Raw genomic sequence first — 12,851 nt, 5'->3', positions numbered from 1 at the left:
CCCGCCTAGAGTCGCTGGTGCGACTCGAACGTCAGGGTGCGGCCACCCATCGACAGCTGCGTCCCCGGCGCGATCGTGCAGGGCACGCCGGGCTCGAGCCTGATCCAGTCCGGACCCGACGCGGTGGTCAAAAAGGATCCGTTGGCAGAGTTCGCGTCGACGACCCGCACCTCCCAGCCGTCGAGCAGGATCCGGGCGTGGATCCGTGACATGGATCCGCCCTCGTCGTCGAGGGGTAAGGGGTTGGCCTGTCGGGAGACGACCGCGTCCGAGGTCTCGGGTTCGCGTCCGATGACGTAGTCGCAGCTCAAGGGGAACACCGAGCCGTCATCGGTCACGAGAACTCCCAACGGTGGTCGGTCACCCATCACCAGGTTGTGTGTCTGATGCACCATCGAGATGCCGCACTGCGAGCAGAACCTCGCATCGTGCCGAGTGAAATGCCCTCGGGAGCAGACGATGCCCTGCACCTGAACGGCCTGTCGGACCGAGCTCGTCTCGATCGCAGCAGGGGGATCGGCTATCTCCGGGGTCTCCGATGGTGCATCCGGTTCGACCAACGAGATCGGCGTGTAGGCGGGCTGTGGCTGTGGCTGTGGCTGTGGCTCGGGGACCGTCAGCGCAGGATCAATCATGGTCTCGTCGGGCTCGTCGGGCTCGTCGGTCGGGATGCTTCGACCGGCGGGAATCAGCAGGACTCCCGAGCCGCGGACGACACCGCCGTGAAGGTTGCTGCGCAGGTCAGGCACGATGTCGTCGGGAGTGACAGCCATCATCAGCTGGTCGAACTCGCCGCGGACCCGCCGCTCGACGTACGTCGTCGCGTCGTGCCCGGACCACTCCTCGACCTCTCCGGAGCGAGTGATCCTCAGACGCATCCGCCCGACCAGCAACGCAACGATGTCGCCGTCGATCGCGGTCAGGAGCCCGAGACTGGGCACCGCTTCGGAATCGGATTGGGTCACCAGTGCGGCAACGTGTCGGAGGGTGCCACCCGCGGCCGGTTTGAGTTGTTGCGCATCCTCATGGAGGACGGCCATCAACTCGTCCAGAAACCCCTCGTGGGAGTCACCGATCGGGTGGGCTACGACAACCGCCGCGCCCTCGCGCACCACGACGGCGTCACCAGGTGAAACGCACACGCGAAAAATCTGCCAGTCCATGTCAATTCCCCTCGATTGCCATCACACGAGCCGTCCACCGTTGAATCGCCAATGCACCGTGAAGACCCGCATCGGTCCGTTGACGAACAACCAGGTCACGAGCCACGTCGTGCCGAAACCGACCACGAAGGCGGCGACCGAGATGTGCTCGGTGGCGGGCAACACCCCGGTGCGAGCAACGAAGAACGCCACGAAGCCCTCCGGAACACCCAGCAGCAGTCCGAACAGCGTCGGCCAGTCCTTCTCCCAACGGAACTGCTGGATGCCGTGGTAGATGAGCTCCCAGACGATGCCGATGACCAGGACGATCAGCAGGATCGCGTACATCGTGCGGTAGTTGTCACCGATCGATCCTCGTCCCGGGAGCACCGGGCTGATGACGATCGCCCACAAGCCACCCACGACGGCGATCACGAAGATGCGGGTCTGGATGCGACCGAAAAGTGTGGGGACCATGAGCTCAGATGTTCCTTCCGCGGGCCCATCTGAACCACTGTGTGGTCGAGCGAATGGGTCCGATCCGTTTGCCGAATCCCTGCCGCGCGAGGTCGTCGGCGATCTCCAGGCCCGCGATCTGCAGCCCGAGGAAGGTGTCGACCCCGGGAAAATAGCCGCCCAGGGTCGCCGCGCCGGCGGCATAGATCCTGCCCTCGTTCGAGGTGCCCCGGACTTCGAAGGTGCGCTCCACATCGAGACGTCCGAGCGGGTTGCGGCCAGCGCCTGCGTGCTCGAGGAGGTCAGCCATGAGCCGATGCTCGGTGATGGTCGCCTCAAGGCCCGTGCAGTCGATGACGTAGTTCGCGTGGAGCTCGAGGACCCCCTGATCTGTTGTGATACGGGTGGTTGTTCCGCCTCCAGGGGCCGGCATGACGGACTCGACCTGGCCCGTCACGGTGCGATACCAGCCTTCGGCCCGACCTCTGGCGAGCTGCTCGCGCCAGAGCTTGCGCACAGGTGTGTTGGTTCCTCCGATCGCCTTGTAGAGCGCAGCTCGGTCCTCGCCCTCGAGCCGCCGCATCTTCGTCTTGAGCTGTCCGCCCCAGACCGACTTCGGATAGTTGAACCCCTGGTAGGACCAGCCGTGGCCGCCCGGCCGCCGCATGAACACGCTCTTGCCCTGGGCGCCGCTGACGTACGTGCGGAACACGTGCACGATCTGGGTCTGCAGTCCGTGCTTGTCGCGGTCGTCGATCAACCGTTGCAGGATGCGTGAGGCCACGATGCCGCTGCCGCGGATCACGACCGTGCCCGGATGCCGGCGGAGTTCTTCGTACACGCCTTCGTGTGGTTCGTACGCGTTCACGACGCTCGCGTAGTCCTGATAGGCGTCGCGGTACGTCTGGAGGTCGTCGAGAAACTTGAGTCCCGGATACCCGACGGCGAGGTGGACCCAACGGCTCCGATACGCAACCCGCCGGGTCGCAGTGGTCCCCTCGGGTGGCGTCAGCACCGTGAAGTACCCACCGCCACGACGTTTCCGGACCATCCGGACCAGGCCCTTCTCGAGGCAGTCGAAATAGCCGACTCGAGCCGTTTCCCGCTCCATCGACGCAAAGGCCTGACCCGCGCGAGGCGTGTAGTAGTCCGACAAGATGGGCTCGGTCAACACCGTCCACAACGGCCCGAGCTTGTTCCGGAGGCCCTTGGCTGCGAGGGCCTCACGCACCGCATAGCTGGGAAATCCCCAGATGCAGTCGGGGGTCGACGCCGAGTCTGAGCGCAGCCTCTCCCCGCGGGGAATCTGTGAGTTGCGGGTGAGGTACTCGTACGTCGACCACGGCGCGTCGTTGATGCCGAGGACTTTGAGCTGGTCCTTGGGCACACCCGCGATTCGCAGGTAGTCGAACATCACGAATGAACCGATGCCACCGCCGACCGTCACGAAGGGGACATCGACCACAGGTATTCCGGCCGCGGCGACCTGCTCGTCGGTCCAGACCGAGGTGGCCACGAGGTCATCGGTGAGGTCGCCGTGGCCCGTCACGATGACGGGTTCGGTCGATGTCGGAACGCGAACTGTTGGGTCGGCTGGCACGGGTCCTCCTCAACATGTTCCCGATGTCACAACTGTTCCACAGGCGCGGCCGAAAGAGTCAAAATTTCAACAATTCTACCTGCGGTCCGAGTGATTTCGACCTGGAGACACGTTGCCACGGGCCGTGCCAGCGGAAGCTCACGCACCGTGCTCGGCGCCGCCGCGCACAGCGGCTCAGGCTGGCGGAGCGAGGGCCTCGATGACAACCCCGCCGAAGCGCGCCTCGCCGATCGTGCACTCGATGCCGTCGATCCAGCAGCGGCCGGTGGCGAGGACCTCCGCGGCGATCTCGGTCTGCGGTCCGCCGGTGGCCTCCGCGTAGAAGACGATCAGCCCGCCGGAGATCCCCTCGTTGTATCCGACGATCCGGCGCCCGCCACGATCAGCCGCACGTGCGTGGCATTCGGGGCACACCGAGGCCGGGTAGCGGCCGGTGTGGAACGTGGTCGCGCCGCAGATCGGGCAGGCATGGGTCGAGTGGCGATGCCTCTGCTCCACGAGCCAGCCGGCGATCAGGGTTTCCATCGTCTCGCCGGCCAGCACGAGCATGCTGGTCTGGTAACCACCGTCGAAGCCGATGATCGCGGCGGCATCGCCGGCGACGAATGCGTAGCCACCACAGATGGTGTCGCCCTCGAGCTCGGCGTCGGGGTGGTATCGGGGCTCGGCGCCGAGCACATGTCGCGCCTTGGCCGCAGCCTCCTCGCGGGTCGTGCTCATGCGAGCGCCTCCCGAAGCGTCGCGGCGTACTGTTCGGCCTCGCCGTCCGCGTACTTGGTCCGGGGCCAGAAGAAGCCACGCAGCCCATCGCCTTTGGTGCGCGGAACGACGTGCACGTGCAGGTGGGCGACGCTCTGCGAGACGACGTTGTTCATCGCGACGAACGTTCCCTGGGCGCCAAGGCCTGAGGTCACGGCGTCGGCGACGCGCTGCGCGGACGAGAACAGCGGCACGATGAGCGGTTCGGGCAGGTCCGAGAGCGTCACGACGTGCCGGCGCGGCACGAGCAGGGTGTGGCCCTTGAAGACCGGGCGCACGTCGAGGAACCCCACGACGTTCTCGGTCTCCAGCACGATGGATGCCGGGACCGTGCCGGCGATGATGTCGCAGAACAGGCAGCCGTCGCTCATGGGTCGATCCCACCACACATGGGCATATGGTGGGCGCATGGCTGAATCAGAAGGTAACGACCAGAAGACCGACATGAAGGCCAAGTTCCGTGAGGCGCTGGCGAAGAAGAAGAACCAGCACCACGCGACGGCCGAGGGCGCCGAGCACGACGGCAGCGAGAAGTCTCACGGCGCCAACGGCCCGACGCAGTCCCCGGAGTTCCGCCGCAAGAGCATCTGAGGTTCCCCTGTAACCTCGACGGGTGGCAACACCGGACTTCACTGAGCAGACCAAGGCCCTCGACGCGACCCTGACCTCGATCGAGAAGGTCTTGGATCTCGACGCCATCCGCAAGGAGATCGACGACCTCCAGGAGCAGGTCGGCGCACCCGACCTGTGGGACGACCAGGCCAACGCCCAGCGCGTGACCGGACGTCTCTCGGTCCTGCAGTCCGAGGTCGAGCGCGTCATGGGCCTGCGCGAGCGGCTCGACGACATCGACATCATGCACGAGATGGCCCTCGAGGAGGGTGACGCCGAGGCCGCCGCCGAGGTCCAGCGTGAGCTCGTCCGGATCAAGAAGGCGATCGACACCCTCGAGGTCCGCACCCTGCTGTCGGGGGAGTACGACGAGCGCGACGCGCTGGTCTCGATCCGTTCGGGCGCCGGAGGCGTCGACGCCGCCGACTTCGCACTCTCGTTGCAGCGCATGTACATCCGCTGGGCCGAGCGTCACGGCTACACCGTCGAGGTCTACGACACGTCCTACGCCGAAGAGGCCGGCATCAAGTCGACGACGTTCGCGGTCAAGGCGCCCTATGCGTACGGCACGCTGTCGGTCGAGGCCGGCACCCACCGTCTGGTCCGCATCTCCCCATTCGACAACCAGGGCCGCCGACAGACGTCGTTCGCCGCGGTCGAGGTCGTGCCGGTGCTGGAGGAGACCGACGAGATCGACCTCCCCGAGGACGAGGTGCGGGTCGACGTCTTCCGGTCCTCGGGCCCCGGTGGCCAGAGCGTCAACACGACCGACTCGGCCGTGCGGCTGACCCACATCCCGACCGGCACCGTCGTGAGCTGCCAGAACGAGAAGAGCCAGCTGCAGAACAAGGCCAGCGCGATGGTGATCCTCAAGGCCAAGCTGCTGGCGCTCAAGAAGGCCGAGGAGCGGGCACACATCGACGAGCTGCGCGGCGACGTGCAGGCATCGTGGGGTGACCAGATGCGCAACTACGTCCTCAACCCCTACCAGATGGTCAAGGACCTGCGGACCGAGTTCGAGACCGGCAACACCCAGGGCGTCCTCGACGGCGAGATCGACGACTTCATCGAGGCCGGGATCCGCTGGCGCCGCGAGCAGGGCATCTGACCCGCTGCTGACGGATCAGTCGGAGGCGGCACCCGTCTGATGGGTCGTGCCGTCGGAGGCGCTGGCCTCGACCGCCGCGAGCACGCGCTGCACCGCCAGACCGTCGGCGAACGACGGCGTGGGGTCGGCACCTCTCGCGATGTCGCTGACCAGGTCGACGACCTGGTGGGTGAACCCGTGCTCGTAGCCGAGCCCGTGCCCGGGCGGCCACCACGCGGCGATGTAGGGGTGGGAGGCCTCGGTCACCAGGATCCGGCGGAAGCCGGCGATCGCGGGGTCCTCGGTCGCGTCGAACAGCTCGAGGACGTTCATGTCCTCCAGGTCGAACGCGATCGAGCCGAGGGTGCCGTTGATCTCGAGCCGCAGCGCGTTCTTGCGCCCGGTCGCGAACCGGGTCGCCTCGAAGACGCCGATGGCGCCGCTGGCGAATCGAGCGGTGAAGGCGGCCGCATCGTCGACGGTCACCGGTCCGCGCTCTGCGTCGCCGGAGGAGATGCCGCCGAGCGTCGCGCTTGTGCCCGCGATCGGGCGGGTCTTGACGAACGTCTCCATCAGTCCGTTCACCGAGGCGATGGCCGAGCCGGTGACGAACTGCGCCATGTCGATGATGTGTGCCCCGATGTCCCCGAGCGCGCCGGAGCCGGCCAGCGACTTGTCGAGCCGCCAGCTCAGTGGCGCGTTCTCGTCTGCGAGCCAGTCCTGCAGGTACTGACCGCGTACGTGGCGCACCGTGCCGATCCGGCCCGACGTCACGAGCTGCTGGGCCAGGGCCACTGCCGGGGTGCGGCGATAGCTGAAGCCGACCATCGCGCGTACGCCATGCTGCGCGGCCGCGCTCGCGGCAGCCGCCATGGCCTCGGCCTCCTCGACGGTGTTGGCCAGAGGCTTCTCGCACAGGACGTGCTTGCCGGCCTCGAGGGCGGCAATCGCGATCTCGGCATGCGTGTTGCCCGGCGTGCAGATGTCGATGACATCGATGTCGTCGCGAGTCAGCAGCGCCCGCCAGTCGGTCTCGACGGACTCCCAGCCGAACCGGCGCGCGACCTCGGCCGCGGCGGCCTCGTTGCGGCCACAGATCGCGGTCATGCGCGGGTGGAGCGGCAGGTCGAAGAAGGCGGGTGCAGTGCGCCAGGCCTGGGAGTGGGCGGCGCCCATGAAGGCGTAGCCGACCATGCCGATCCCGAGCTCGCTACGTGTGTCGGTCATGTGCAGTTCCTCACGACGGTGGTGCTCGGCGGGTGCGTGGATGCCCGGGCCGATCGTGGCTCCAGGGCCGAAGAAAGGTGGGTGTCGACATTGTCCCTCGTGGTCGATTGGTGTGTCGCACGGGCGACGACACGGCAGACCGCGTGGCGGCCACCGGGGCGAGCCTTCGCCCGCCCGTGGCCCGACCTGCCTAGACTCGACGGGTGATTCGATTCGACAAGGTCACCAAGACCTATCCCGGCCAGAAGCGCGCTGCGCTCGATGCCGTCGACCTGGAGATCGAGAAGGGCGAGTTCGTCTTCCTCGTCGGCTCATCCGGCTCGGGCAAGTCGACCTTCCTGCGACTGATCCTGCGCGAGGCGCGCCCGACCAGTGGTCGGGTCTATGTCGCGGGCAAGGAGATCAACAAGCTCTCGAGCTGGAAGGTGCCCAAGCTGCGCCGCCAGGTCGGCACCGTGTTCCAGGACTTCCGGCTGCTCCCCAACAAGACGGTGACCGAGAACGTCGCCTTCGCGTTGCAGGTCATCGGCAAGCCACGCAGCGAGATCAACAAGCTCGTGCCCGAGACGCTCGAGATGGTCGGTCTGGACGGCAAGGGGCATCGGATGCCCGACGAGCTGTCCGGTGGCGAGCAGCAGCGCGTCGCCGTCGCCCGTGCGTTCGTCAACCGCCCGATGATCCTGATCGCGGACGAGCCGACCGGCAACCTCGACCCCAACACCAGCGTCGGCATCATGAAGCTGCTCGACCAGATCAACCGCACCGACACCACCGTGGTCATGGCGACGCACGACGCGTCGATCGTTGACCAGATGCGCAAGCGCGTCATCGAGCTCGAAAACGGGCTCGTGGTCCGTGACGAGGCCCGCGGCATCTACGGCTACCAGAACTAGGAGGCGTGATGCGAAGCACCTTGAGCGAGCTGGGCCAGAGCCTGTCGCGCAACAAGTCCATGACGATCTCGCTGGTCGTCACCATGACCGTCTCCCTGCTGCTGGCCGCACTCGGTCTGCTGATCCAGAGCCAGGCCGACCGCACCGAGAAGTACTTCGGCGACAAGCTCCAGCTGCAGGTCAACCTGTGCACCAAGAACTCGCCGAGCCAGAACTGCATCGGTGGTGTCGCGACCGACGACCAGAAGGCCGCGGTCAAGCAGGCGCTCGACGAGAACCCCGAGGTCAAGACGTACGAGGTTCGCACCCCGGCCGACAACTACGGCCGCGCCAGGGCGCTGCTGGGCCAGTCCGACACGGGCCGCAAGCAGCTCGAGACGCTCGGGCCCGACTCGTTCCCCGAGTCCTACTTCGTGACCCTCAAGGACGCCAACAAGTTCGACGGCGTGGTCAGCCAGGTGTCCGGCATGGACGGCGTCGGCAACGTCAACTCGCTCAAGAAGCTTCTGGGTCCGCTGTTCAGCGCGCTCAACAAGATGCAGTACGCCGCGATCGCCACCTCGTTGTTGCTGATCTTCGCGGCCATCCTGCAGGTCTCCAACACGATCCGCATGACGGCGTACGCCCGACGGCGCGAGATCGGCATCATGCGTCTCGTGGGCGCCTCGAGCTGGCACATCCAGCTGCCGTTCGTGCTCGAGTCGTTGATCGCTGCCCTGATCTCCGCAGCGCTTGCCGCAGCGGGGCTGGGCGCCTTCATGTACTTCGTCGTCTACGGCTATCTACGTGACACGCTCGGACAGATCACGACGTGGGTCGGCTGGCACGAGGCGTTCGTGGTCGCAGGCCTCACCACGGTGCTCGCGCTCGTGCTCGCGCTGATCCCGACACTCGTGATGACCCGCAAATACCTCGACGTATGAGGTTTGTACCTTAAAGTCGTGGTTGACAGTTTAGTATCGACAGTCTTCAGCTCGCTGAAGAACCTTCCCCCAAGGTCGAGGTCATGTTTTCCACCACGCGCAAAGCGCTGACGGCGTCGCTGCTGGCGACCGCTCTGGTCGCCACCCTCACGACGCCCTCCTTCGCAGACAAGAAGAGCGATCTGGAGAAGGAGAAGAGCGGTGTCAGCGGCAAGATCGGTGATGCCAAGAAGGATCTCGAGCTCTCGTCGAAGAAGTACGCAGATGCGCTGGCGGCGCTCAAGAAGGCGCAGGGCAAGCTCGATGCGGCTCGCACGACGCTGAGCGGCACTCGTGGTGCGCTGGCGACAGCCAAGGCACAGGATGACGAGATGCAGGCCAAGCTGGTCGCGTCGGAGGCCGAGCTGGACGCCGCTAAGGCGCGCCTCGGCAGGGGCGAGAAGGCGTTGGCCACTTCCGAAGCCGCGGTCGAGCAGTTCGCGGTGGAGAACATCCAGCAGGGTGATCCGGGCATGCGCGCCTTCAGCGAGCTCCTGCAGGGGGAGGAGCCCAGTGCGTTCTCCGAGCAGATGAGCCTCAACGACGCGGTCAGTGACGATCAGCTCGCCACGATGCAGGGACTAGCAGCGACCCGGGTGATCCTCGAGGTGAATCGCGACAAGGTCAAGAAGCTGCGCGACAAGGTCAAGGCCCAGCGGGAGGCCGCCGCGGCCAACCTGGTGCGCAAGCGAGAGCTCGAAGCGGCAGCCGTGAGCCAGGCGACCGAGGTCGCGCAGCTCGTCTCGGACCGCCGTGGTGCTGCCGACAGCGCCGAGGAGGTGCGTCGCGAGGACAAGAAGCAGGTCGCCGAGCTGGAGTCCGAGCGCACCCGGCTCGAGGCGCAGATCCGTGCGCTGACCCCCAAGCAGGTCAAGGAGGCCGGCGGAGACGGCGGCGGGGCCTTGTCCTACCCCGCATCGGGCTATGGGGTCACGTCCAGCTACGGGATGCGGTTCCACCCCGTGCTGCACGTCTACAAGCTGCACGACGGCACCGACTTCGGAGTCCCGTGTGGCACCCCGATCAAGGCAGCCGCCGGCGGCACAGTCCTGCAGACCTATTACAACGCCGGTTATGGCAACCGGGTCGTCCTCAACAACGGCAGCATGCGCGGCAAGAGCATCGTCACGACCTACAACCACCTGACCCGCTGGATCGTTAGCCCAGGTCAGCGGGTCTCGCGTGGGCAGGTCATCGGCTACTCCGGCACGACCGGCTACTCGACCGGCTGCCACCTGCACTTCATGGTCATCGCGAACGGGCAGACCACGAATCCTGCGGGCTGGCTGTAGCCTGTTCGAGTGGCCAAGGAAACCGGGCGCAAGCTCGTTGCGCAGAACAAGAAGGCGCGCCACGACTATCACATCGAGGACACCTTCGAGGCCGGTCTGGTCCTGACGGGCACCGAGGTGAAGTCGTTGCGTGCTGGTCGCGCATCCCTGGTCGACGGGTTCGGTGAGATCGAGCGCGGTGAGGCATGGCTGCTGCACGTCCACATCCCGGAGTACACGCAGGGCACGTGGACCAATCACGAGACCCGCCGGCGCCGCAAGATGCTGCTCAACCGCCAGGAGATCGACCGTATCGAGCGCCGTACGCATGAGAAGGGGCTGACGATCGTCCCGCTCTCGCTGTACTTCAAAGATGGTCGGGCCAAGGTCGAGATAGCCCTGGCGAAGGGCAAGAAGACGTACGACAAGCGGCACGCGATCGCCGAGCGCGATGCGACCCGCGAGGCCGAGCGAGACCTCGGACGCCGACTCAAGGGGATGTAACCGTGCTGCACGACGGCGACCTGCCTGCGCTGCTCGACGATCTCGGACTTCCCGGCATCATCGACGTCCACACCCACTTCATGCCGCCGGCGATCCTGGCCAAGGTGTGGGCCTACTTCGATGCCGCCGGGCCGATGCTCGGGCGCGAGTGGCCCATCACCTACCGGGGCACCGACGACGAGCGGGTGGCGCAGCTGCGAGCCATGGGCGTGCGCAAGTTCTCGACCCTGTCGTACGCCCACAAGCCGGGCATCGCGGAGTTCATGAACGACTGGACCACGCAGTTCGCGGAGCAGACGCCCGACGCGCTGCGCTCGGCGACGTTCTTCCCCGAGCCCGATGCGGCGACGTATGTGCCCAAGCTCATCGCCGATGGCGTCGAGGTCTTCAAGGCGCATGTGCAGGTCGGCAACTTCGCGCCGAACGACCCTTTGCTCGAACCCGTGTGGGAAGTGCTGGCGGCGAGCGGCACCCCGATCGTCCTGCACGCCGGATCGGGACCGGCACCCGGCGAGCACACCGGTCCGGCCAATGTCGCCGACGTCCTGACCCGGCACCCCGACCTGGCGCTGGTGATCGCCCACCTGGGCATGCCGGAGGTCGCGGAATTTCTTGACCTGGCCGAGCGCTACGACAACGTGCGGCTCGACACGACGATGGCCTTCGTCGACTTCTGGGGGGTCCCCGTCCCCGCGGAAATCGTCCCGCGACTGGGCGACCTGCAGGACAAGATCCTGTTCGGCACCGACTTCCCGAACATCCCGTACGCGTACGCCCACCAGGTTGAGGTGCTTCAGCGGCTCGACCTGGGTGACGACTGGATGCGCAGCGTCCTCTGGCACAACGGGTCGGAGCTGTTCGGAGTCTCGGCGTGAACGCCGGCAGCATCCGGCTGGCGACCCCGCAGGGCAAGTGGCTGCTGGCGGCGATGATCCTCGGCTCCGGGATGGCGTTCCTTGACGGATCGATCGTGGGCCTGGCGCTGCCGGCGATGAATGCCGACCTCGACGCGGGTGCGGCAGGGGTCCAGTGGATCGTCAACGGGTACACCCTCACGCTTGCGGCCCTGATCCTGGTCGGCGGATCGCTGGGGGATCGACTCGGTCGTCGCAAGGTCTTCATCACCGGGGTCACATGGTTCGCCGCTTCGTCGGTGCTGTGCGCGCTCGCTCCGACGATCGAGGTGCTGGTCACGGCCCGTGGGCTGCAGGGCGTCGGTGCTGCTCTGCTGACGCCGGGGAGCCTGGCGATCATCTCGGCCTCGTTCGCGCCGGAGGACCGAGGCGCCGCGATCGGTGCGTGGTCGGGGCTGGCCGGAGTGACGAGCTCGATCGGGCCACTGCTCGGGGGTTGGCTCGTCGACACCGTGGGATGGCGGGCGATCTTCTGGATCAACGTGCCGTTGGCGGTCCTCGTGGTGTGGCTCTCCCTCCGGCACGTGCCGGAGACGACGGGTGATCAGGGCAGGATCGACTTCGGCGGGGCCGGTCTGACGGCCGTCGGCCTGGCCGCGCTGACGTACGGCCTGGTCGAGAAGTCGGAGGCGTGGGGACTCGTCGGTCTGGCGCTGTTGGTCGTGTTCGTGATCCACCAGAAGCGCACCCCCCACGCCCTGGTGCCGCTGAGCCTGTTCAGCGACCGGGTCTTCACCGCGGCCAACATCTGTACGTTCGCGATCTACGGGGCACTCGGCGCCGCGCTGTTCCTCCTTGTCCAGCAGCTGCAGTACGTCTCGGGATTCTCGCCTCTCGTCGCGGGCCTCGCGACTGTGCCCCTGACGATCATCATGGTGCTGTTCGCGTCGAAGGCCGGCGCGCTCGGCGCGCGGGTCGGCCCGCGCTGGCCCATGACGCTCGGGCCGCTGATCGCCGCTTCCGGACTGCTGCTGATGTTGCGGATCGGCGAGGGTGCCAGCTTCTGGACCGACGTCCTGCCGGGATCCATCGTTTTCGGCGCTGGCATCACGGTGCTGGTCGCGCCGCTGACGACGGCGGTCCTGGCCGCTGTTCCGGTGTCCCAGACCGGCGTCGCCTCGGGCATCAACAACGCCGTCGCCCGCACGGCGTCGCTCCTGGCCGTCGCGGCGATCCCCCCGATCGCCGGCATCTCGGGCCAGAGCTTCGCCGATCCCGCCATCTTCGGCCCCGGCTTCCGTCTGGGAATGCTGATCTGTGCCGGCATGCTGGTGGTCGCATCGGGATTCGCGGTGGCGTTGGTCCGCGGGCCCAAGGTCAGCCCCACGGCCCTGCAGGCCGACTAGACGATCGCAGCGGCAGGGACGGCGCAGGAATTGTTCGATCGGAATCGTCGTTGTGGAGGAGTAGGATGAAGACGTTGC

At 66.8% G+C, this 12,851-nt stretch carries 14 protein-coding genes; 8 read left to right on the top strand and 6 right to left on the bottom strand.

Translation table 11 applies throughout. The features are described 5' to 3' along the window. Positions 1 to 5 precede the first annotated feature (5 nt). The 5 genes from C6I20_RS11110 to C6I20_RS11090 form a co-directional block, all read right to left on the bottom strand. Positions 6 to 1,163 (bottom strand): FHA domain-containing protein, encoded by a 1,158-nt coding sequence (locus C6I20_RS11110; RefSeq protein WP_118396023.1) that lies wholly within the window; start codon positions 1,161 to 1,163, stop codon positions 6 to 8. Positions 1,164 to 1,184: 21 nt separating this feature from the next. Continuing rightward, positions 1,185 to 1,619: a hypothetical protein gene (locus C6I20_RS11105; RefSeq protein WP_118396022.1), complete on the bottom strand. Its 435-nt coding sequence runs from the start codon at positions 1,617 to 1,619 to the stop codon at positions 1,185 to 1,187. Positions 1,620 to 1,623: 4 nt separating this feature from the next. After that, positions 1,624 to 3,198, bottom strand: coding sequence for a hypothetical protein (locus tag C6I20_RS11100; protein WP_216822869.1), 1,575 nt, complete (start codon positions 3,196 to 3,198; stop codon positions 1,624 to 1,626). A gap of 174 nt (positions 3,199 to 3,372) precedes the next feature. Beyond that, positions 3,373 to 3,918: a hypothetical protein gene (locus C6I20_RS11095; RefSeq protein WP_118396021.1), complete on the bottom strand. Its 546-nt coding sequence runs from the start codon at positions 3,916 to 3,918 to the stop codon at positions 3,373 to 3,375. After that, positions 3,915 to 4,328 carry an HIT family protein gene (locus C6I20_RS11090; protein WP_118396020.1) on the bottom strand — a complete coding sequence of 138 codons (414 nt, stop codon included), beginning with the start codon at positions 4,326 to 4,328 and terminating at the stop codon, positions 3,915 to 3,917. Before C6I20_RS11090 ends, C6I20_RS11095 begins: the two co-directional genes overlap by 4 nt. Positions 4,329 to 4,365: 37 nt before the next feature. Here C6I20_RS11090 and C6I20_RS11085 point away from each other — a divergent pair, with 37 nt between their 5' ends. Then, on the top strand, positions 4,366 to 4,548 hold the full coding sequence (locus tag C6I20_RS11085) for a DUF5302 domain-containing protein (protein ID WP_118396019.1): 183 nt from the start codon (positions 4,366 to 4,368) through the stop codon (positions 4,546 to 4,548). A gap of 22 nt (positions 4,549 to 4,570) precedes the next feature. After that, positions 4,571 to 5,677 carry a peptide chain release factor 2 gene (gene prfB, locus C6I20_RS11080; RefSeq protein ID WP_118396018.1) on the top strand — a complete coding sequence of 369 codons (1,107 nt, stop codon included), beginning with the start codon at positions 4,571 to 4,573 and terminating at the stop codon, positions 5,675 to 5,677. A 15-nt stretch (positions 5,678 to 5,692) separates the two neighbouring features. Here the strand turns inward: prfB and C6I20_RS11075 are convergent, their stop codons facing one another. After that, the gene (locus tag C6I20_RS11075) at positions 5,693 to 6,883 is read right to left on the bottom strand and encodes a Gfo/Idh/MocA family protein (RefSeq protein WP_118396017.1); all 1,191 of its coding nucleotides are present in this window, start codon (positions 6,881 to 6,883) and stop codon (positions 5,693 to 5,695) included. A 203-nt stretch (positions 6,884 to 7,086) separates the two neighbouring features. Between C6I20_RS11075 and ftsE the strand changes: the two genes are divergently transcribed. The 6 genes from ftsE (at position 7,087) to C6I20_RS11045 (ending at position 12,773) form a co-directional block, all read left to right on the top strand. Then, on the top strand, positions 7,087 to 7,776 hold the full coding sequence (gene ftsE, locus C6I20_RS11070; RefSeq protein WP_118396016.1) for a cell division ATP-binding protein FtsE: 690 nt from the start codon (positions 7,087 to 7,089) through the stop codon (positions 7,774 to 7,776). An 8-nt stretch (positions 7,777 to 7,784) separates the two neighbouring features. After that, positions 7,785 to 8,699: a permease-like cell division protein FtsX gene (gene ftsX, locus C6I20_RS11065; RefSeq protein ID WP_118396015.1), complete on the top strand. Its 915-nt coding sequence runs from the start codon at positions 7,785 to 7,787 to the stop codon at positions 8,697 to 8,699. Positions 8,700 to 8,782: 83 nt separating this feature from the next. Continuing rightward, the gene (locus tag C6I20_RS11060; protein ID WP_118396014.1) at positions 8,783 to 10,030 is read left to right on the top strand and encodes a M23 family metallopeptidase; all 1,248 of its coding nucleotides are present in this window, start codon (positions 8,783 to 8,785) and stop codon (positions 10,028 to 10,030) included. Between the two features lie 9 nt (positions 10,031 to 10,039). Then, on the top strand, positions 10,040 to 10,513 hold the full coding sequence (smpB, locus tag C6I20_RS11055) for an SsrA-binding protein SmpB (RefSeq protein WP_118396013.1): 474 nt from the start codon (positions 10,040 to 10,042) through the stop codon (positions 10,511 to 10,513). A 2-nt stretch (positions 10,514 to 10,515) separates the two neighbouring features. Next, on the top strand, positions 10,516 to 11,388 hold the full coding sequence (locus tag C6I20_RS11050) for an amidohydrolase family protein (protein ID WP_254052119.1): 873 nt from the start codon (positions 10,516 to 10,518) through the stop codon (positions 11,386 to 11,388). After that, entirely contained in the window at positions 11,385 to 12,773 is a 1,389-nt protein-coding gene (locus C6I20_RS11045) for an MFS transporter (protein WP_216822868.1), read from the top strand. Before C6I20_RS11050 ends, C6I20_RS11045 begins: the two co-directional genes overlap by 4 nt. Positions 12,774 to 12,851: the final 78 nt, after the last annotated feature.

Source organism: Aeromicrobium sp. A1-2 (assembly GCF_003443875.1).
Classification (GTDB): domain Bacteria; phylum Actinomycetota; class Actinomycetes; order Propionibacteriales; family Nocardioidaceae; genus Aeromicrobium.
Note: the sequence above shows the minus strand (reverse complement) of the source record. Positions and strands in the feature narration are given on the sequence as shown.